Annotated in this window: 21 protein-coding genes; 10 read left to right on the top strand and 11 right to left on the bottom strand. The window is 54.1% G+C overall.

The genetic code is table 11. The annotated features are described in order from the left end of the window. Positions 1-62: 62 nt before the first annotated feature. Positions 63-716, bottom strand: coding sequence for a TetR/AcrR family transcriptional regulator (locus SOJ49_RS01450; protein ID WP_369856451.1), 654 nt, complete (start codon positions 714-716; stop codon positions 63-65). 256 nt (positions 717-972) lie between these two features. On the opposite strand from SOJ49_RS01450, the gene SOJ49_RS01445 reads away from it, so the two are divergent. Genes SOJ49_RS01445 through SOJ49_RS01435 form a run of 3 tightly spaced genes read left to right on the top strand, consistent with a single transcriptional unit; the run spans position 973 to position 5,959 of the window. After that, on the top strand, positions 973-2,049 hold the full coding sequence (locus SOJ49_RS01445) for an HlyD family secretion protein (protein ID WP_369856450.1): 1,077 nt from the start codon (positions 973-975) through the stop codon (positions 2,047-2,049). A 3-nt stretch (positions 2,050-2,052) separates the two neighbouring features. Next, positions 2,053-4,815 (top strand): ribosome-associated ATPase/putative transporter RbbA, encoded by a 2,763-nt coding sequence (rbbA, locus tag SOJ49_RS01440; protein ID WP_369856449.1) that lies wholly within the window; start codon positions 2,053-2,055, stop codon positions 4,813-4,815. 1 nt (position 4,816) lies between these two features. Next, positions 4,817-5,959, top strand: coding sequence for an ABC transporter permease (locus SOJ49_RS01435; protein ID WP_369856448.1), 1,143 nt, complete (start codon positions 4,817-4,819; stop codon positions 5,957-5,959). A gap of 166 nt (positions 5,960-6,125) precedes the next feature. On the opposite strand, the gene ffh is transcribed toward SOJ49_RS01435, so the two are convergent. Continuing rightward, positions 6,126-7,538 (bottom strand): signal recognition particle protein, encoded by a 1,413-nt coding sequence (gene ffh, locus SOJ49_RS01430; protein WP_369856447.1) that lies wholly within the window; start codon positions 7,536-7,538, stop codon positions 6,126-6,128. A gap of 339 nt (positions 7,539-7,877) precedes the next feature. On the opposite strand from ffh, the gene SOJ49_RS01425 reads away from it, so the two are divergent. Beyond that, positions 7,878-8,561 (top strand): DUF2461 domain-containing protein, encoded by a 684-nt coding sequence (locus SOJ49_RS01425; protein ID WP_369856446.1) that lies wholly within the window; start codon positions 7,878-7,880, stop codon positions 8,559-8,561. An 83-nt stretch (positions 8,562-8,644) separates the two neighbouring features. After that, positions 8,645-9,454, top strand: a complete 810-nt coding sequence (locus SOJ49_RS01420; RefSeq protein ID WP_369856445.1) for an inner membrane protein YpjD — start codon at positions 8,645-8,647, stop codon at positions 9,452-9,454. An 85-nt stretch (positions 9,455-9,539) separates the two neighbouring features. On the opposite strand, the gene SOJ49_RS01415 is transcribed toward SOJ49_RS01420, so the two are convergent. Beyond that, entirely contained in the window at positions 9,540-10,118 is a 579-nt protein-coding gene (locus SOJ49_RS01415; RefSeq protein ID WP_369856444.1) for a hypothetical protein, read from the bottom strand. Positions 10,119-10,134: 16 nt separating this feature from the next. Further along, on the bottom strand, positions 10,135-10,473 hold the full coding sequence (locus SOJ49_RS01410) for a hypothetical protein (RefSeq protein WP_369856443.1): 339 nt from the start codon (positions 10,471-10,473) through the stop codon (positions 10,135-10,137). A gap of 301 nt (positions 10,474-10,774) precedes the next feature. Here SOJ49_RS01410 and SOJ49_RS01405 point away from each other — a divergent pair, with 301 nt between their 5' ends. Further along, the gene (locus tag SOJ49_RS01405) at positions 10,775-11,026 is read left to right on the top strand and encodes a GlsB/YeaQ/YmgE family stress response membrane protein (protein WP_369856442.1); all 252 of its coding nucleotides are present in this window, start codon (positions 10,775-10,777) and stop codon (positions 11,024-11,026) included. A 195-nt stretch (positions 11,027-11,221) separates the two neighbouring features. Here SOJ49_RS01405 and SOJ49_RS01400 read toward each other — a convergent pair whose 3' ends face one another. From SOJ49_RS01400 to SOJ49_RS01390, 3 genes are all read right to left on the bottom strand, one after another. Beyond that, positions 11,222-11,884: a carbonic anhydrase gene (locus tag SOJ49_RS01400; RefSeq protein ID WP_369856441.1), complete on the bottom strand. Its 663-nt coding sequence runs from the start codon at positions 11,882-11,884 to the stop codon at positions 11,222-11,224. A 259-nt stretch (positions 11,885-12,143) separates the two neighbouring features. Continuing rightward, the gene (gene oadA, locus SOJ49_RS01395) at positions 12,144-13,943 is read right to left on the bottom strand and encodes a sodium-extruding oxaloacetate decarboxylase subunit alpha (RefSeq protein ID WP_369856440.1); all 1,800 of its coding nucleotides are present in this window, start codon (positions 13,941-13,943) and stop codon (positions 12,144-12,146) included. A 27-nt stretch (positions 13,944-13,970) separates the two neighbouring features. Then, on the bottom strand, positions 13,971-15,386 hold the full coding sequence (locus tag SOJ49_RS01390; protein ID WP_369856439.1) for an acetyl-CoA carboxylase biotin carboxylase subunit: 1,416 nt from the start codon (positions 15,384-15,386) through the stop codon (positions 13,971-13,973). Positions 15,387-15,510: 124 nt separating this feature from the next. On the opposite strand from SOJ49_RS01390, the gene SOJ49_RS01385 reads away from it, so the two are divergent. Next, complete coding sequence (locus tag SOJ49_RS01385; protein WP_369856438.1) at positions 15,511-16,491, top strand: LysR family transcriptional regulator; 981 nt, start codon at positions 15,511-15,513, stop codon at positions 16,489-16,491. Between the two features lie 7 nt (positions 16,492-16,498). Here the strand turns inward: SOJ49_RS01385 and SOJ49_RS01380 are convergent, their stop codons facing one another. Next, complete coding sequence (locus SOJ49_RS01380; RefSeq protein WP_369856437.1) at positions 16,499-16,648, bottom strand: hypothetical protein; 150 nt, start codon at positions 16,646-16,648, stop codon at positions 16,499-16,501. Between the two features lie 286 nt (positions 16,649-16,934). Next, positions 16,935-17,300 carry a hypothetical protein gene (locus SOJ49_RS01375; RefSeq protein ID WP_369856436.1) on the bottom strand — a complete coding sequence of 122 codons (366 nt, stop codon included), beginning with the start codon at positions 17,298-17,300 and terminating at the stop codon, positions 16,935-16,937. Between the two features lie 91 nt (positions 17,301-17,391). Here SOJ49_RS01375 and SOJ49_RS01370 point away from each other — a divergent pair, with 91 nt between their 5' ends. Beyond that, positions 17,392-17,826: an MAPEG family protein gene (locus SOJ49_RS01370; protein ID WP_369856435.1), complete on the top strand. Its 435-nt coding sequence runs from the start codon at positions 17,392-17,394 to the stop codon at positions 17,824-17,826. Between the two features lie 33 nt (positions 17,827-17,859). Here the strand turns inward: SOJ49_RS01370 and SOJ49_RS01365 are convergent, their stop codons facing one another. Together SOJ49_RS01365 and SOJ49_RS01360 are read right to left on the bottom strand one after the other, a co-directional pair. Next, a complete protein-coding gene (locus SOJ49_RS01365; RefSeq protein ID WP_369856434.1) occupies positions 17,860-18,297 on the bottom strand; it encodes a PaaI family thioesterase in 438 nt (145 codons plus the stop codon). 41 nt (positions 18,298-18,338) lie between these two features. Beyond that, positions 18,339-19,028, bottom strand: coding sequence for a glutathione S-transferase family protein (locus tag SOJ49_RS01360; protein ID WP_369856433.1), 690 nt, complete (start codon positions 19,026-19,028; stop codon positions 18,339-18,341). Between the two features lie 99 nt (positions 19,029-19,127). Here SOJ49_RS01360 and SOJ49_RS01355 point away from each other — a divergent pair, with 99 nt between their 5' ends. Together SOJ49_RS01355 and SOJ49_RS01350 are read left to right on the top strand one after the other, a co-directional pair. Further along, on the top strand, positions 19,128-19,703 hold the full coding sequence (locus SOJ49_RS01355) for a TetR/AcrR family transcriptional regulator (protein ID WP_369856432.1): 576 nt from the start codon (positions 19,128-19,130) through the stop codon (positions 19,701-19,703). Positions 19,704-19,831: 128 nt separating this feature from the next. After that, a complete protein-coding gene (locus SOJ49_RS01350) occupies positions 19,832-20,830 on the top strand; it encodes an LLM class flavin-dependent oxidoreductase (protein ID WP_369856431.1) in 999 nt (332 codons plus the stop codon). The last annotated feature ends 37 nt before the right edge of the window (positions 20,831-20,867 follow it).

Here is a 20,867-nt window from a genome sequence, read left to right as displayed (position 1 = left end):
TGTGGTACCCACGACAACCTCGCGGTAGCAGATCAACCACCTGCTGCTTGTATGAATAACCGTTATACCGGCGGTGTCAGCATTTCTCTCAACATCCGGGCATGAGCCTGACGACGGCTTTCCAGCTGCCGCCGGGCGTTATCACTGTCCACCATGGTGTCGAACATAAACACCAGTGCCGGCGATACAATTAAGGCCGGTGAGTCAGTCAGGCTGCCATTGCGCAGCGTTCCTGCCACTACCCCTTTCTGCACCAGAATCTGAAGTCGCTGTTGATAAGGTTGCGAAATCAGCGAATGCCAGTAGCGGACAAATTCCGGCACACGGTTACCGTCCACCAGCACCAGCCGCAGAATGCGGATAACATCCGGATTGGAAAAAGAGGCGTACAATGGCTCTACGACGTCAGTAATAATCCTTTCAACCGTTACTGGCCGGTCATCATCCGGAAACTCAACACCAGCGCCATACTGGTTCAAACGGTGTTTCAGCAGTTCTTCAAAGATCTGCTCTTTGCTGCGGAAATGATTATAAATGCCGCCTTTCGACAAACCCGCCGCCGCCGCAATGTCGTCCATCCGGGCTGACACAAATCCCTTCTCCGCAAACACCACAAACGCCGCATCAAGAATCTGCTGAATACGTAATTCAGGCGACAATCGCCGACGTCCAGCTGCCGTGGCGGCAATGGTTTTGCTTGATTGTTTATTGGTCATTTCTTGGATTCACAGATTCTCTCTTCAACGGCCCCGGCCAGACAATAGTCGCTACGGTGAAACACAGTGTTAGCTCGCAAAACTGCACTATCTGAACAGCATGCCACACGGATCAATAAATCATCATTGTCAGTCATAAAACACCGACCTATAGTTGTCGCAAGAGTTACCGACCGACCAGTCGCTAATAATGGATAACCGCTCGCGGCCTGGCAATTAAACATTCAACGACGCGCATAAAATCAGGATTTACATCATGAAAACGGCTTTCAGCAACAAACGTATTTCCGCGTTTATTCTATTTATCGTCGTTCTGGCGGGCTGGTTTATTTGGAGCAGGCTGGACAGCACCAGCACCGCAGAAGGTTTTGTCAAAGGCAATGGCCGCATTGAAGCCACCGCCGTGGATGTCGCCACCAAACTCGGCGGACGACTGCAATCCCTGCTGGTAAAAGAAGGCGATTTTGTTATTGCCGGTCAGCAACTGGCAGTGATGCAGAGTGATTCCTTGCTTGCCCAGCGTAATCAGGCCTTAGCTCAACAGGCACAGACCAAAGCGGCAGTGGCCAGTGCCAAGGCGCAGGTGGCCATGCGCGAGAGTGATCTGGCGGCTCTGCAAGCCAGCCAGATCCAGCGAGAAACAGAACTGGATTCCGCCCAGCGCCACTACCGCCGCTCGGTACAACTGGCCAAAGAAGGTTCGTTGTCGGATCAGGTTCTGGATGATGACCGCGCCGCTGTACGTACCGCCGAGGCCACACTGAGTGCCGCCAAAGCCCAGGTCGCCGCTGGCAGAGCAGCCATTGAAGCTGCCAAAGCGCAAGTCATTGGCGCTGAATCCAATGTTAATGCGGCAGCAGCCAGCGTCGCCCGTATCGAAACCGATCTGGCCGACAGTATTCTCACCGCCCCACGGGATGGCCGGGTGCAATATCTGGTAACTCAGCCGGGTGAAGTGCTGGGCGCCGGTGGCAAGGTAATCAATATGGTCGATCTGTCGGATGTGTATATGACCTTCTTCCTGCCAGAAACCGTGGCTGGCCGTATTGCCCTCGGACAGGAGGTGCATCTGGTGCTGGATGTGGCACCGGATTATGTCATTCCGGCACAGGTGTCGTTTGTTGCGTCCACCGCTCAGTTCACCCCGAAAACCGTCGAAACAGAAAGCGAACGGCAGAAACTGATGTTCCGGGTGCGCGCGCGGATATCGCCACAACTGTTGCAGAAATACATCACTCAGGTCAAAACCGGCCTGCCCGGCGTGGCGTGGCTGAAACTCGATGAGGCAAGCGCATGGCCCGCAGAGCTGACCGTTAATCTGAGTGCGGAATAAATCATGGCCACAGCCCCGGTAGCACACCTCAGTAACGTCAGCCTTCGTTATAGTAAAACCTGTGCACTGAACGATATTTCGCTGGAGATTCCCGGCGGTGTCATGGTCGGCTTACTCGGCCCGGACGGCGTGGGTAAATCCAGCCTGCTGTCGTTACTGGCCGGTGCCCGAGCGGTACAGGGCGGTAACCTTGCTGTCCTTGGCGGCGATATGAGCAACAAGCGTCACCGCGATCTTGTCTGTCCTGATATTGCCTATATGCCACAGGGGCTGGGTAAAAACCTGTATCCGACCTTATCGGTGGAAGAAAACCTGCAATTTTTTGCCCGCCTGTTTGGCCATAACTCCATTGAGCGCCGCCAGCGTATTGATCACCTGACCAGAAGTACCGGTCTGTATCCATTTCTGACGCGTCCGGCTGGCAAGCTGTCCGGCGGCATGAAGCAAAAGCTGGGGCTGTGCTGTGCGCTGATTCACGACCCGGACTTGCTGATCCTGGATGAGCCCACCACCGGTGTTGACCCACTGGCGCGGGCCCAGTTCTGGCAACTGATTCAGAGCATCCGCGCCAGCCGTCCGCAGATGAGCGTGGTGGTCGCCACCGCTTATATGGATGAAGCACAAGGCTTTGACTGGCTGGTAGTAATGGATGACGGCAAAGTACTGGATACCGGTACGCCAGATGAATTACTGCAGAAAACTGCCACCGAGTCATTGGAAGCGGCGTTTATTGAACTGCTGCCGGACGACAAAAAAGCAGGCTATGCACCGGTCGACATTCCACCGCTGCCGGACGATGGCCAGGACATTGCCATTGAAGCCACCGATCTGACCATGCGCTTCGGCGATTTTACCGCCGTTGACCATGTGAACTTCCGCATCCGCCGGGGCGAGATTTTCGGTTTTTTAGGTTCCAATGGTTGCGGCAAATCCACCACCATGAAAATGCTCACCGGTCTGCTGCCCGCCACAGAAGGCCAGGCCTGGCTGTTCGGTAATGAAGTCGATCCTCACGATATCACTACCCGTCAGCGGGTGGGTTATATGTCACAGTCCTTTTCGTTGTATGGCGAACTCAGCGTAGAACAGAATCTGATCCTGCACGCACGCCTGTTTCATGTGCCGGAGGATGAGGTTGATAGCCGCGCAGAAGAAATGATCCAGCGCTTTGATCTCCATGAGGTGCGAGGCTTTCTGCCGGAAAAACTGCCCATGGGCATACGTCAGCGCCTGTCGTTGGCCGTGGCCATGGTGCATAACCCGGAGCTGCTGATTCTCGATGAACCGACCTCAGGCGTAGACCCGATTGCGCGGGATAATTTCTGGCGGCTGTTGATTGAATTATCGCGCCGCGACCGGGTGACCATTTTTATCTCCACTCACTTTATGAATGAAGCGCTGCGTTGCGACCGCATGTCGATGATGCATGCCGGCAAGGTGCTCGACAGCGATAAACCCGCCAACCTGATCAGCAAACGTAACGCGGCAACGCTGGAAGAAGCTTTTATCAGCTACCTGATTGAGGCTGAGGCCAGCGACAAACAGACCGACAATGATAACGTCGAGGAAGACGAAGAAGATATTGCCGCTACTGACAACCATAACGGAATAACCCCGTCCGGCAGCCGACCTCCACCGCGCTTTTCAACGCAACGCCTGTGGAGTTATTTGTGGCGTGAAACACTGGAGTTACAACGTGATCCGGTACGGGCAACGCTGGCACTGGTCGGCTCACTGATTCTGATGCTGGTCATGGGGTATGGCATCACCATGGATGTCAATAACCTGCCCTATGCGGTGCTGGATTATGACCAAAGCACGCTCAGCCAGAATTATGCGCTGAACCTCACCGGCTCGACCTATTTCAGCGAGAAGGCTCCGCTCCGGGATTACGCCGATATGGACCGCCGCATGCGCTCCGGCGAACTGTCACTGGCGATTGAAATTCCACCCGGCTTTGGTCGCAGCGTACTGCGTGGCGATCAGGTCGATATCGGCGTCTGGATCGATGGTGCCATGCCCTCCAGAGCCGAAACCGTCAAAGGCTATGTCAGTGGTATACACACCCAGTGGTTACAGGAGCAGGCGCGCCAGAGTGGCAATGCCGGAGCCCTCAGCAGCGCGGTTGATGTCGTCACCCGCTTCCGTTACAACCCGGATGTCAAAAGCCTGCCAGCCATGGTGCCGGCAGTGATTCCGATTCTGCTGCTGATGATGCCGGCCATGCTGACCGCGCTGGCGGTGGTGCGGGAAAAAGAGCTGGGTTCCATTATTAATCTGTACGTCACCCCGGTCACCCGCACCGAATTTATTCTTGGCAAACAACTGCCTTACGTTGGCTTTGCCATGATCAACTTCTTCCTGATGAGTCTGCTCGCCGTCACCTTATTTGATGTGCCAGTGACCGGCAGCTATCTGACCCTGACCCTCGCTGCCCTGTTATTCAGTTTTGCCGCCACCGGCATGGGCTTACTGGCCTCAGCGGTCACCAAAAGTCAGATTGCGGCGATGTTCTTCGCCATGGTCGGCACCCTGATTCCGGCGACCCAGTTCTCCGGCTTGACCGATCCGGTCAGTTCACTGGAAGGCAGCGCTCAGGTTATTGGTCAGATCTATCCAGCCACCCATATGGTGACCATCAGCCGCGGTGTGTTCAGTAAAGCGCTGACCCTGAGTGATTTGTACGCCTCATTCTGGCCGCTGCTTGTTTCGATACCCGTGATTACCGGTACCGCCATTTTGCTGCTGAAAAAACAGGAGCGCTGAGATGGATTTAAATAAGATAAGACGCCACCTGATCAATATTTACCGCCTCGGCATCAAAGAACTGTGGAGCCTGTGGCGTGACCCGACCATGCTGGTGCTGATTATTTTCAGCTTCACCTTCTCGGTGTATACCGCTGGCACCTCGATGCCGGACTCACTCAACAAAGCCCCCATCGCCTTTGTTGACGAGGATGGATCAGCGCTGTCACAACGGATTATTTCCGCCTTTTACCCACCCTATTTTATGCCGCCGGAAATGATCACCCTGAAAGCCATGGATGCCGGTATGGACGCCGGACTTTATACCTTTGTGGTGAATATTCCGCCGGATCTTCAACGTGATGTACTGGCCGGGCGGGATGCGGAAATTCAGCTCAATGTCGATGCCACGCGCATGAGTCAGGCCTTTACCGGCAGCGGCTATGTGCAGCAGATTGTACAGGCGGAAGTCAGTGAATTCCTGCAAAGCTACCGCAGCGATACCGTCTTACCGGTGAACCTGGCCGTACGGGCGCGTTTTAATCCGGCGCTGGATCAGTCCTGGTTTGGCAGTCTGATGCAGATCATCAACCAGATCACCATGGTCGCCATTATTCTTACCGGTGCCGCGCTGATCCGGGAACGGGAACATGGCACCATCGAACATCTGCTGGTGATGCCGGTCACACCGACAGAAATCATGTTGGCCAAGGTCTGGGCGATGGGAGTCGTCGTACTGATTGCCGCCGCCCTATCGCTGAACGGTATGGTACGCGGCATTCTTGATGTACCGATTGAAGGATCGTTACTGCTGTTTTTCAGCGGTGCCGCGCTGCATTTGTTTGCCACCACATCGATGGGGATTTTTCTTGCCACCCTGGCCCGCAGCATGCCGCAGTTCGGGCTGCTGATGGTATTGGTGATGATGCCGCTGCAAATGCTGTCCGGTGGCACCACACCCCGCGAAAGCATGCCGGATATTGTGCAGAATATAATGCTCCTCGCCCCGACCACCCACTTCGTTGAACTGGGACAGGCGATTCTTTATCGCGGTGCGGGTTTTGATGTGGTGTGGCCACAGTTCCTGGCCTTGCTGCTGATCGGTGCCGTGCTGTTTGCTTATTCGCTGGGACGTTTCCGCAAGGCCATCATGCAGATGGCCTGAGAGATGTTTGGGGTAATGAGGTAATGGGGGTACAAGTAAAGCGGCATCAAGTTCGGCACCAGGGATTCCCAGACGCCTCCCCACGTCACCCATGCCCTGCGAGACGTGGCGAATACGGTATCAGCACAAAAATATCCGCAACGTTTTACTGAAAAACACCCGCTTGCTAACGCATCGGCGGCATACCGCCGCCAAAGCCGGGTGGCAAACCACCACCTGGGCCACCCATGCCGCCGCCATTTCCGCCCATGGCGCGCATCATCTTTTTCATGCCGCCCTTGGCCGTGACTTTTTTCATCATTTTCTGCATTTGCTTGTGCTGTTTCAGCACCCGGTTAACGTCCTGAATCTGGGAGCCAGAGCCATTGGCGATACGTTTTTTACGTGAACCGTTAATTTTGTCCGGGAAGCGGCGTTCATCCAGCGTCATGGAGAAAATAATCGCTTCCATCTGCTTGAACTGGCCCTCTGCCGCAGCGGTTTGCTTGGCCATCTGGTTCACATTACCCATGCCAGGCAACTTGTCGAGCATGCCGGTCAGGCCACCCATGTTTTTCATTTGCTGCAACTGGTCGAGGAAGTCTTCAAGATCGAAGCCCTTGCCCTTTTGCAGTTTTTTCGCCAGTTTGTCAGCCTTGGCCTTGTCGATATTACGTTCGGCTTCTTCGATCAGGGTCAGTACGTCACCCAGGTCGAGAATCCGGGACGCCACGCGATCGGGATGGAATGGCTCCAGGGCATCGGTTTTTTCACCCATACCCATAAACTTGATCGGCTTGCCAGTGATATGACGCACCGACAACGCTGCACCACCACGAGCATCACCATCGGCTTTGGTCAGCACGACACCAGTCAACGGCAGTGCTTCGCTGAATGCCTTGGCGGTATTGGCGGCATCCTGACCCGTCATGGCGTCCACCACGAACAGGGTTTCAATCGGATTGATGCCAGCGTGTAACGCCTTGATCTCGGCCATCATCGCATCGTCGATGGCGAGACGCCCGGCGGTATCCACCAGCAGCACATCGGCGTGGGCTTTTTTCGCCGCCTCGATAGCACCTTGAGCAATGGCCAGTGGCTTCTGGCTGATATCCGATGGATAAAACAGTGCACCAACTTCGTTGGCAAGGGTTTCAAGCTGCTTGATTGCTGCCGGACGATAAACGTCGGCAGACACCACCATCACCTTTTTCTTTTCGCGCTCGGCCAGATACTTGGCCAGCTTGGCAACCGTGGTGGTTTTACCCGCCCCCTGCAAGCCAGCCATCAGGATAACAGCCGGTGGCTGGGTCGCCAGATTCAGCTTTTCATTGGCCTCACCCATGACGCTTTGCAGCTCTTCATGGACGATTTTCAGGAATACCTGACCCGGATTCAGACTCTTCAGAACCTCGGTACCAATGGCGCGCTCTTTGACCTGGTCGGTAAAGGCTTTCACCACCGGCAAGGCAACGTCGGCTTCCAGCAGCGCCATGCGAACTTCACGCACGGTGCCTTTGATGTTTTCTTCGGTTAACTTGGCCTGGCCGGAAATGCTTTTGAGGGCTTTGCCAAGTCGGTCGGTCAAACTTTCGAACATAATGACAACTCGTATGCTGGGTACGTCTGGCCGGGACTGGATAACCGGGCCGGCGCCCCGTTTGCGAAAAATAACGCCAAGTATACCCTCTTTAAGGACGGTTATCCTTACGCCCGTTGGGCGAATTCGCCGTCGTAACGAATTAACCGGGATCGCGACCGCAACATGGAATAATCACAAGATTTTGTTACGGTACTATCCCCATAGCACCATCCATAGCACCATCCATAGCACTTGCCTCATAGCACCTGCCCCAGGCTCCGGCGCACGATACCGAGCCATATGTAACAAGTGTTCATCAATACCACAGCGCCCATGGCGGCAAGACAGGGAGACCTTATGTTTACGGCGTTTTCACCGGAGTTGCTGGTATTTTTGCGCCAGCTGCAAGAAAACAATAACAAGGCCTGGTTCGAGCAACACAAGTCCGACTATGAGCTTCAGGTTCGTGGCCCGGCACTGGCGTTTATTGCTGCCATGGAAATGGAGATCCGCGCTATCTCGCCCTATTACGAAGCCGTCGCCAAAAAAGTGGGCGGCTCGTTGATGCGGCCCTATCGGGATACCCGCTTTGCCAAAGACAAGACGCCCTACAAGCTGAATGTTGGTATCCAGTTTCGCCATGAGTCCGGCAAAGATATCCATGCACCGGGATTTTATTTGCACATTGCAGCGGACGAGATATTTGTTGGCGTCGGCGTCTGGCACCCGGATTCGGTAGCGCTGGGGAAAATTCGCGACGCGCTGGCCGAACGACCGGCACGCTATCTGGATGCTATTGGCGATAACGACTTCCAGCAATATTTTCAACTGGATGGCGACAGCCTGATACGCCCGCCCAAGGGCTACGACAAAGATCACCCTCAAATAGACGAGCTCAAGCGTAAGGATTTTATTGCCCTGGCGGCGCTGGATGAAGAGACGCTCTATCAACCCGACTGCTGTGATCAGATTGCCCGGCGCTTCCGTGCTGCGAGCAATTTTCAGAGCTGGTTATGTGATGCCTTGGGCTTGAGATACTGATCTGTCAATGCAACTGAATTGCATCGACTTTGCTAAGTCGGGGCCATGTGCGACACTGGCCGCGTCTTTTTGGAAACTTGGTTATGTCCGAATTTATTGTTGCCTTGCCCGCTGCGGTTTTGTATCTGTTTTCTGCTTTTCGTCAGTGGCAAACCATTCGTGGAGACCGTCCAGCCAATCGTAATCTGGTACTGACGCTGGCCATGCTGGCGGCGCTCACGCACCTGGGTTTTCTGCTCTACGGTGCCGTCACCAGTGACAGCGCCCATCCCGGAATCAACTTTGCGTTTTATAATATTGGCTCGGTCATTGGCTGGGTCATTACGCTGCTGTTGCTGTTTTCCAGTTTGAAAAAGCCGGTCGAGAATCTGTTTGTTGGCCTGTTTCCAATGATCGCTGTGCTGTTGGTGGTGTCTTCGTTCTCTCAACAACGTGAAACACTGGATCACCTCAGCTACGGCCTGGTCTGGCATATTTTGTTATCCATTCTGGCGTACAGCGTGTTTGTGATTGCCGCAGTGCAGTCGGTATTGTTGTCCTTGCAGGATCACCATCTGCGCAAGCACAAGACCCACGGTCTGATTCAGGCACTCCCGCCGCTGCAAACCATGGATCTGTTGCTGATTGAAATGATCTGGCTGGGGATGATCCTGCTGACGCTGGCGTTTGCGATTGGCTGGCCCAGTGTGGTTGACCTGAAAGAGCAGCATCTGCTCCATAAGGTGGTCTTTGCCTCGATCGGCTGGGCCGTATTTGCGATGTTGCTGTTTGGTCGTTATCGCTTTGGCTGGCGTGGTGTTACCGCCAGTCGCTGGACACTGATTGGCACCGGATTTCTGGTGTTGTCATATTTCGGTTCCAAGTTTGTGCTGGAAATAGTGATCGGCAAATAGCCACACCTGACAGATGCATTCCGCAATGCATCTGTCAGGCTATGCCACAACATCAATACCATCAGTACCATTCCCGGATGACCGGCTAACCACGCTGGCGGATCAGCTGTAAATATTCTGCGATACTTTTCATCAGACCCTGATACACCCAGAACGCATCTTCACTGTCGACTTTTTTGAGTTCGGCAATGTCATTCAACCAGCGGCTTAACCGTTTCATCACTGTTTCGATGCTCATCACCACCCAGGCATCATTGGCAATGTACTTGTCCATGATGTAATCGAGACGATCAAACGTGTGTTTCAACAACGGATAGCTGGTGCTGAATTCCTTGCTCTGCTGGATCTCAACAAAGTGTTCGAATGCTTCGTCGCAATAGTGTCTGGGCTTACTGGCTTCAGCCAGGTAACTGGCTTGATAGGACACCATCAGGCTATCGAAGTTTTCCACAAACGCAGGCTCGGAATTCAGCTCGATAAAGGGAGCCAGGGTGTCGATAACAAAGCCGTAGACCTTCGACACCTCACCCGCCATGGCATTGAATGTTTGCAAAAATTCAGGCTTTGGCAAATGGCTGGTGATGGTACGACCAATCTCCAGCCATTCAGCCTGAGTGACGGTAACCGTAGACAACTCTTTAAGAACGGTCAGCTCGTTGTTCATCAGTGGACTCCATGGCTCAGGCTGCGGTCAGGTCGGATATTCCGGCAATGCAGGCGTTGTCTTTTACCGCGTGCAGGGCGTTGTCGAACAACATCTGATCCGCAAACAAGGCGCTTTTGGCGATGATTTGGCCGTGGGTATCTTTAATCACAAAAAACGTCTCACCAGCTGGCGTTTTACCTGCGGCGATTTGATGCCCCATAAGAGAACCCAGCTTCACGTCTTTAATTCCTTGCTCGGCTGCGGCTTTGTTCGGGTAATCCCCACTGAGCAGTAGCATGTCGCCGCTGCTGCTGAGCAACTCAAAGGTGAACTCCTGGGTTTCGGTGGTTTTCAGTTCAAACGTCACTGACATAACTGGCTCCTGTCGCGTTTTACGCATTGCTGGTTATTGGATGGGTCTCCAAATAGAGAGCAATCCAGGTGCCATAGCAAAACACTCTCATTTGACCCCTTTGCTTGGAGTTTGGTGGGCTTTTTTGTCGTTAAACCGACAAGGGTGTCAGGAATCTGCTAGCACATTGCAATCCCGTCAGGTCGGGAAATAGCATGAATTTAACGTTGATAAAGCAGATTCTTGAACTCTCAACGGCAAATCCATCCAATCTCTCAATAGCGACTAATGAATAGACACTCAATTGATGGGAGATCAAACAATGGATTTAATGAGCTTATTGGTATTTTTGCTAATTGGTGCGGTTGCCGGCTGGTTAGCTGGCACACTGAAGCGCGGTGGCGGATTCGGTTTTTTCGGTAACATGGTCATTGGCGTTACCGGAGCATTTATCGGTGGTTTTGTCTTTAACTTGCTGGGGATTGCTGCCGTTGGATTTATCGGTTCGGTCATCATGGCAACGGTGGGGGCGCTACTACTGCTGTACATTGGCAGCGTTATACGCCGAGCCTAGCAGGCGGTTGATTTTCTATCTGCGTTGTTGTCACTGCGGTGTTAAAAACAGGCCTGAATCGGTCATTTATCAACCATAAACTCCCTCTTTTCTCCTATTTTTGCCTTGCATTGACTGCCTCGAAAACAAAAATCAACAGCCTGCTAGGAACCTGGGCGTGCCTGTCAGATCAGGCACGCACCGGTACCTCAAGTGTTAGAGATCCTTGATTTGTTCCGCGTAACGTTCTGCAAATGGCACGAACTCTTCACATTGCTCATCGCTACAAAGAATATTACCGCTCTTGATATCGTACACCCAGCCGTGCAGGTAGATCTTTTTGGTGGCAATTTTGGCCGCGACGCAGGGGTGGGTACGAATGTGGGCGACCTGCTGCAATACGTTCTGGCTGATGGCTTCGTTGAGGTAACAAGGATCCAGCGGTTCATTCCAGGAAATACCATGGCGTTCACGGACAATATCCATGGCAGAACGACAATGACCCAGCCATTCTTTTACGTGTGGTAAACCCTGATCCTTGATGGCTTGAATATCCAGCGCACCCTTGATCGCGCCGCAGTCGGTATGGCCACAGATAATTACATGGCGCACACCCAATACGGCAACAGCGTATTCGATCGAGGCGGTCATGCCCCCAGTGAAGTTGGATGGCGGCGGCACGATGTTACCCGCGTTACGACAAATAAACAGATCGCCTGGCTCGGAGCCAGTGACCATATTGGGGTCGATGCGGGAATCGGAGCAGGTAATAAACAGGACATCCGGGCTCTGGCCATCGGCCAGTTCACCAAACAGGTCTTTATTTGCCGGATAGACGTTTTGCTGAAAATTCAGCACGCCCTGCACCAGTTTTTTCATCTTGCTTCCTCAAAATTCCATCAAACGATTGTTCAAAATTATAAGCCGGAGGTTACGTTACCCGCGTCGGCAACACATCCTTTTTGATCTCGAGAATAATAATAATTCCGACAACAACGGCGGAGTTGAGCAGCACGACCAGATGCTGACGATTCTGTTGCTACTGCTACCCTGGTTGCCGCTATTCTTCCGCGACTGATCTGCTGTGATTGGCCCGCCAAGCAGATCCGTTTTACAGACCTGTTTGGCGGTTTGTTGATCAGCCAATTTCGATCAGTACTTCTCCCGGTGTAATACGATCCCCTTTGGCAACATAAACGGCCTGGATGGTACCGGCCACATTGGCATGAATTTCAGTTTCCATCTTCATTGCCTCCGCTACCATAACGGCCTGCCCGGCTTTCACCTCGTCACCTTCTTTGACCAGTACATCCACGACGTTACCCGGCATGGTCGCGGTAACGTGGCCCGGCTCGGTTGCCCGTTTGCGGCCTTTGCTGGCACCATCGTCAACGTATTCGTTCAGTGGTTCGAAGATCACTTCCTGCGGCACGCCGTCCATGCTGAGGTAGATCTTGCGTTTGCCAGCGCCAAAGTCACCCACACCCGTAACGGCAATGTCGTAGCTTTCACCGTGAACATCAATGGTGAACTCGGTCGCCACACCCATTTTTGCTTTGCTATCACTGCCAACCGGTAACAGCGCCTCAGGCACCAGCGTGCCTGCAGCCCGCTGTTGCAGGAATTCACGACCAAGGTCCGGGAACATCGCGAACGTCAGCACATCTTCGTCACTCAGGGCGAGGTCACCAATATCAGCTTTCAGTCGAGCCATTTCGGCATCGAGCAAGTCGGCTGGACGCGCTTCGATAATACCTTCCGAGCCAATTGCCTGCTTTAACAGTTCGGCATTTACCGCTGCCGGTGCTTTGCCATAACCGCCTTGCAGGTAGCGTTTCACTTCGTTGGTGATGGTTTTGTAACGCTCTCCGGCCAGCACGTTGTACACCGCCTGAGTGCCAACAATCTGGGAGGTGGGGGTTACCAGCGGCGGAAAGCCGAGGTCTTCGCGTACTCGTGGAATTTCCGCAAACACATCACGAATCTTGTCGAGGGCATTTTGCTCTTTCAGTTGGTTGGCGAGGTTGGACATCATGCCGCCCGGCACCTGGTTGATTTGCACTGAGACGTCTTCCCGAGTGAACTCGGATTCAAACTGGTGGTACTTTTTGCGTACCTCGCGGAAGTAGTCAGCAATATCACCCAGCTGCTCCAGATCCAGCCCGGTGTCGTATTCTGTGCCTTTTAAGGCGGCCACCTGGGATTCGCAAGCCGGATGGCTGGTGCCACTGGCAAAGGAGGAGATGGCGGTGTCTATGCGGTCGACTCCCGCTTCGATTGCTTTCATCTGACACAGCGGCGCCAGACCGGAGGTGCTGTGGCTGTGAATCACCACGTCCACGTCCACGGCTTCTTTTAACGCCTTGACCAGATCATAGGTGCCATACGGGGTCAGCAGACCGGCCATATCCTTGATGGCCACAGAGTCTGCACCCATGTTGACCAGATCTCTGGCCTGCTGCACAAACAGATCCAGCGTGTGTACTGGGCTGGTGGTGTAGCAGATGGTGCCCTGGGCGTGTTTGCCAGCGGCTTTGACCGCTTTCATGGCAGTTTCGAGGTTACGCAGATCGTTGAGGGCGTCGAATACCCGGAACACATCCATCCCGTTTTCAGCGGCTTTATGAACAAACGCCTCAACCACGTCATCGGCGTAATGACGGTAGCCGAGCAGGTTCTGGCCGCGCAGCAACATTTGCAAACGGCTGTTCGGCAGCGCAGCGCGTAATTGACGCAGACGCTCCCACGGGTCTTCTTTCAGAAAACGGACGCAGGCATCAAACGTAGCGCCGCCCCAGACTTCCAGCGACCAGAATCCGGCCTGATCCATTTTTTCGCAGATCGGCAGCATGTCTTCGGTGCGCAGACGGGTAGCAATCAGTGACTGATGCGCATCACGCAGAGTAACGTCTGTTACTTGTACTGGCTTCTTGATCATTTTCAAATCTCCTGGTCAAAGTGGGAGTCAGGCGGCCATGTGGGCTGCGATGGCCGCGGCCAGCGCCAGGGCAATTTCACTGGGGTGACGTTTTTCCGAGTAGTTCAGCAGCTCGGGGTGGCTAGGCACAAAACTGGTATCAAAGACGGCTTTTTCAAAATCCGGATGACTGAGAATCTGCTGGTAGTAAGGAGCGGTGGTTTTCACTCCGCGCAGGCGCATATCGTCGAGGGCACGCTTGCCTCGGGCGATCACTTCTTCCCAGGTTAATGCCCAGCAAATCAGTTTCAGGCACATGGAATCGTAGTAGGGCGGAATGTCGTAACCGGTATAAATGGCGGTATCGACCCGTACTCCCGGCCCACCTGGTGCATAGTAATGGGTGATACGACCAAAGCTGGGCAGAAAATCATTTTTCGGATCTTCGGCATTAATGCGGAACTGCAAGGCAAAGCCACGGTAGCTGATGTCTTCCTGACGGTAGCTGAGCGGCAAACCGGCAGCAATGCGCAGCTGCTCGCGGACAATGTCGACTCCGGTAATCTGTTCGGTAATGGTGTGCTCCACCTGAACACGGGTGTTCATTTCCATGAAGTAGACCTTGTTGCCAGACAGCAGGAATTCAACCGTACCGGCATTTTCATAGCCCACTGCGGCAGCAGCCTTGACGGCAAGGTTGCCCACATACTCACGCTGCTCCGGCGTGAGTTGTGGACTGGGTGCAATCTCAATCAGTTTCTGGTTGCGGCGCTGGATCGAGCAGTCACGTTCGTACAGATGGATCACGTTACCGTGGCTGTCGGCCAGAATTTGTACCTCGATGTGGCGCGGATTAACAATGCATTTTTCCAGGAACACATCGGCAGAACCAAAGGCCTTGGTGGCTTCGGAAATGACCCGAGGGTACTGCTGTATCAGTTCTTCCGCGCTGTCGCAGCGACGAATGCCACGACCACCGCCACCGGAAGTCGCCTTGATCATCACCGGATAACCCACGGTTTCAGCCAGCTCAAGCGCTTCGTCAACGTTAGCCAGGTTGCCGTCAGAGCCGGGGGTGACTGGCACGCCAGCACCACGCATCGAGTCACGAGCCTGAGTCTTGTCACCCATACCATGAATAACGGCAGATTTCGGGCCGATAAAGGTGACACCCTTTTCTTCACACAGGCGGGCAAATTCGGCGTTTTCAGACAGAAAACCGTAACCAGGGTGAATGGCATCACAGCCGGTTTCTACCGCCAGGTTTACCAGCCGTAAAGGATCAAGATAACCGGCCAGCGCATCTTCCCCCAGCGAGTAGGCTTCATCGGCCCGCTTGACGTGCAAGCCATAGCGGTCAGGCTCGGTGTAGATGGCGACCGAGCGAATTCCCATTTCGGCGCAAGCGCGCACAATACGCACCGCGATTTCGCCGCGATTGGCGATCAGTACCTTCTTCAGCATGAGTCAAGCCTCAAACGTGGTTGATGCATTCCACACTACGTTACTCGGATATTGATCCAAAATTGATATTATTTTAGATAGCTATAAGTTTTACCTTATAGTCAGCTATTTACTCCGGTCTTATATGCCAAATTCTGTGCAACAATTGGTCAATCGATTGTCTTTCCGACAGCTGCAGGTCTTTCGGGCTGTTTATCGGCACCGCAACTACAGCAAGGCCGGGGAGCAACTGGGTTTGACCCAGCCAGCCGTCAGCTCACAAGTACGACAATTGGAACAGGCGCTGAAGCAGCCGGTATTCGAATACGTCGGCCGCAAACTGTTCTGCACTGCCGCCGGGGAGAAATTGGCCTCCTGCATCGACGTCATTTTTGATGAACTGGGGGCGTTACAAAATCAACTGGTAATGATGGGCAATCAGGTTGCCGGTGAGCTGAATATTGCGGCGGTTGATACCGCTCACTGCGTGCTGCCGTATCTGTTGCAGGACTTTATGGCCAACCACCCACAAGTACGGGTGCATGTGCGGATGGTAAACCGTTCCGAGTCCATGCGACGCCTGCACGATAACACCGATCATCTGGTGGTGATGGGCATGGCTCCAGTGGATAAAACCCTGGCCACACTGCCGTTTCTGGACAATGAGCTGATCCCGCTGGTTGCTCCCGGCCACCCGTTGCTGGCACGCCGCGAAGTGGGTATTCAGGAGTTTCTGGCGCAAGGGCTGATTATCCGCGAGGAAGAATCCGGTACCCGTCAGGCGCTGGAGCTGTGGAGTAGACAATGCCGTATTCCATTGCAACCAATCATGCAGATCGACTCCAACGACGGCCTGAAACACGCGGTTATCGCGGGCCTGGGAGTAACGGTATTACCGAAGCTGACGGTACTGTCGGAGTTACAGAACGGCAGTCTGAAACAACTGCCACTAGCGGGCTTTCCGTTACGCCGCTCCTGGTGTCTGGTGTACCTCAGCGACAAGCAACCGAACCCGGCGATGCGGGCCTTTGTGGATTTTGTCCAGGACAGTATCCATGCGATCGAACAGCAATTTGCCCGCCGCTCAGCCAGCGTCAGCAGAGCAGCCCCAAGCCCGACAGACTGAGACTGTGTCAGAGGTTGAAACGCAGGAGGCCCAGCCCGAGTGAGCCAAAATATTGCACCCGTTCGACTTCGTAATCCTGATAGGTGTTGGCCAATGCGCCGCGCATACCAACAGAACCATCAAAACTGAAGCGATACACATTCGGTGACTGTCGCACCGCAAACCAGACACCGGGACATTGCCTGATTGAATGTCATTATCGCTGTCTCGATGTCCGAGGTTTTCATAATAAAAACCGGCTGCCAGGGCACCTTAGTACCAACGCTTGAGCAGACGAGTGCCCAGTTCTCCCCCCACGCTGATACCTTTTGACTGTAACACCCGACTGCACTCTCTCCTGGTATCAGCAGCGCGGTACAGCGTTTGACAGCTGTCAGCCCAAACATAATAGCTATTCAGTTCAACACCGACATGATTGGACAAGGCGTGCCGCAAGGACACTTTCACACCCGGGATTTGCTGGAACGATCGACTTCCGCCCGCCATGGCTGCTGTCGATCGTTTGGTACAAAGCGGCTGAGAACCACACGGGTATTGTTCGGCTGCAAATGGGAGTCGATAAACCAGCGCCCCAGTGCGTGACTTTTCGTGCATATCTTGTGCGGCAACAGCCTCGCCACCATCAGTAACAGCCGGTGTACTGGCAGTAAGTAGCAGCCTGTGTACTGGTCAACGGTAATAACGGTGCTAACAACAAGAGTGAAATCAGACGGAAACAGCGATCCAGGCAGCGCATAATCAATCCTTTGGCAGAGAATCCACACATTTTTGCATTGGTTGATGAAGAAGTCGCTAATATTACCGGACAAGCACCCACCGGTGACCGCCGAGCAGAATACAATCGGCTCATAATAAACACCCAGACCGGCCTCTCTCTTCCGATCACAACAGGAGTACCCCGTGCCAGAATTAGTCAACCAATACAGCCTGGCCTTACAGGCCTTGATGCTGATGTTTGCCACACTGTTGGTACAAAGCCTGGTAGCCACTCTGGCGCATCGCAAACAGCCGCATTACATCCCCGGTATCGTTGACAAACAACTGAGCCATGCCTCCTTTGTGTTCCGCAGTCACCGCACCTTTATGAACTCGCTGGAGAATCTGCCAATGATGGTCGGCCCGGTACTGGTGGGTCTACTGTCTGGATTTGATGCCGTACAACTGGGGCTGATGTGCTGGATTTACGCCATAACCCGCCTGCTGCATATGGCGCTGTATTACGCCATTGCAACCGAGAAGAATCCCAGCCCGCGCAGTTATTTTTACAGCATCGGGCTGTTGGTGAACGTCATGCTAATCGTGATGGTAACGGTTCATCTGCTGAGCAGCCGTTAATCCACGAACAAGCTGGCGTGTATTACCGTCCGATCAGGAAGAGACTTGCGGGTACAAAATCACGTTCGAACAACGAAACAAGGCGATGGTCTTGCCACTCGTCTCATCCACCACTTCGGCATCCCAGACCTGGGTGGTTTTACCCAGATGCCGTGCCGTCGCAGTACACACCACGCGGCCTTCACGGGTCGTGCCGAGATAATTGGTTTTTAATTCGATCGTAGTGAACGACTGCCCGCCTTCCGGCAAATGCAGTACGGTGGCATAGCCACAGGCCGTATCCGCCAGCGACACCACACTGCCGCCGTGCAAATAGCCGTTGGGTGCCAGGTGTTGCGGCGTGACATTCATGGCGGCCACCAGCCGACCTTCATCAAACGCTAGTATTTCCATGCCCAACAGGCCTGGCAGATGGCCAGCACCAAGGGTGTTTAATTGTGCCAGCGTGATCATGGGGTTTAATCGACTCATAACAGCCTCTTCTGGTTAACGAAATTGGTTAACGGGATTGGTTAACGGGATTGGGTATCGGGGTGGTTCAGATACACGGCAGATGGCCGCACTCGCAAGCGCTCGAGGTAATCCGCCAGCGCCGTCCCCTGTTTAATCAGCTTGCCTTCGGCATCCAGCACGGGTGCCTGGGCGGCGTAATGCAAAAATGGCGTGATCAGGGCATCGGCCATACTGTAATGCTGCCCGGCCAGCCAGCTGTGTTGATTCAGCTGCGCCTCAATAATGGCCAGAAATGCGCGGGCTGCAGGCAGGTTTTCCTGCACCTGATCCATGCGAACCTGGCCATCCTCACCTTTGGGAAATGCCAGTTCCAGTAGCAGGCCATCCATCAGGTTCTGGTTGGCGTACTGGCTGGCCACCAGTGCCCATTGATCGACCAGCGCCTTTTCGGCATGCATCAGCACCTGCTCCGGTGGTTGCGCGCCCGGTAAACCGGCCAGATAACGACAAATCGCTGGGCTCTCAAACAACACCAGATCCCGGTGCAATAAGACCGGAATCTTCAAAAATGGGTTTAACGCCTGATGCGCTGGCGACCGAAATGCAATCGGCTCTCCTAACGGCGCCTGGGTATGAACATGAGTCAGCCCAAGTTCATCGCAGTAGATTCGAACAGCTCGTACAAATGGGCTGAAATGGGCTCCGTAAAGCGTCGGTGTCTCCAGATCGGTCATCCTCAGATCAGTCATACCTCGTCCCTCCGCATGGGGTCTGAAATAAAGCATCGCTTGCATTGGCACCCTACCCCGACTCAAAATATGTTCAAGAACATATTTTAGGAGCCAACCATGGCCTGGAGTCCGGAACACAAACAACAGAGCCGCGAGCGTATCCTCAAGGCCGCCTCCCGGCTGTTTGCCGCCAGAGGCTTCGAACAAACCGGTATTGATCAGGTCATGGCCGCCGCCGATATGACCCGAGGGGCGTTTTACAGCCATTTCAAATCCAAAGCCGAGTTGTACACGGAAGCCATGACGTGGGCAGGAATACGCCGCTTTCGTTATGCCCTTGGTGCCGATAGCGCAGACCAACCAACCGTCGATAGCGCCCCGCCTAGTCTGAACCGCCTGGTTGAGACCTACCTCAGCGAAGAGCACGTCAGTGGCCAGCACGGCGGCTGCCCGATGGCTTTTCTGGTCACCGATATTGCCCAGCGCGACGAACCGGTACGCAGCTGTTACACCCGTTTGTTAAAAGGCATGCTGGGGAAAATGTCGGAAGTGGCACAGGTCGATCGACCACAAGTTTTGCAAAATATGGTGATGATGATTGGTGGTGTCGCCATTGCCCGAGCAGTGAACGACCCCGAGCTGCAACAAGAGTTACTGAACGCTTGTAAGACCGGCATCCAGGATAACCTCTAGAGGCTGCAACACTCCGTACCAAACCGCCCCCTGTTGTTGCCGCAACAAGCATGACAGCATGGCAATTCAACCGATTGATTGTTGCTGGTTTTTATCGACGGCTCTACCCCAAACTGAACGAGGCCACCATGTCATTGCTTGCTGATACCCCACTCTCATTACTGGAACTGGCCACCGTCCCGCAAGGCTCAGATATTCCCCAAACCCTTCAGCACATGCTGGAACACGCCCGCCATGCGGATCAATTGGGGTTCAAACGTCTGTGGCTGGCGGAACACCACAATATGGCAGGTATTGCCAGCTCCGCCACCTCGGTACTGGTTGGTCAGATAGCGGCTCAGACCCAACAGATCAGAGTCGGCTCCGGCGGTGTCATGCTGCCTAATCATGCGCCCCTGGTGATTGCCGAACAGTTTGGCACCCTGGCATCGTTGTATCCGGATCGTATTGACCTCGGCCTTGGTCGTGCCCCCGGTACCGACCCCATCACCAGCCGGGCGTTACGCCGCGACGACATGCGCGCCGAACAATTCCCCGCCGAAGTCGCCGAGCTACAACGACTGTTAGGTGATGATACTTCCGGCAAGCGGGTCAAAGCCTATCCAGGCAGTGGAACCCATGTGCCCATCTGGCTGCTGGGTTCCAGCTTGTTCAGTGCACAGCTGGCCGCTCACAGAGGCCTGCCCTATGCCTTTGCAGCCCATTTTGCCCCACGCTACCTGCATGAAGCACTGGCCCTGTACCGGCAACAATTCCGTCCTTCTGAACAGCTGTCCGAACCTTATGCGATTGCCACCATTCCCCTGATTGCCGCCGCCAGCGATAAAGAAGCCCATTACCTTGCCACCAGCAGCCAGCAACGGGTGATGGCGCTGATGAGTGGCCAACCGCTGTTCTTGCCGCCACCCGTAGCCAATATGGATGAACTCTGGGACATCCCGATGCAAGCCCAGGTGCAATCCTTTCTTGCCATGGCAGTGGTGGGCGGCCCGGCAACGTTGACATTCAAACTGGAAGCGCTGGTGAAAGAGTTGGGCGTGAATGAACTGATGTTTACCAACGACATTTACGATCGGCAAAAGCGACTGGATGCGCTGGAGATTGTGATGGACGCCAAGCAAAGGTAAACGCTCGGCAAAGAACTACGAACTCCTCTCTGGGAGC

Origin of the sequence: Candidatus Thalassolituus haligoni (assembly GCF_041222825.1) — a bacterium.
GTDB lineage: Bacteria > Pseudomonadota > Gammaproteobacteria > Pseudomonadales > Oceanobacteraceae > Oceanobacter > Oceanobacter antarcticus.
Note: the sequence above shows the minus strand (reverse complement) of the source record. Positions and strands in the feature narration are given on the sequence as shown.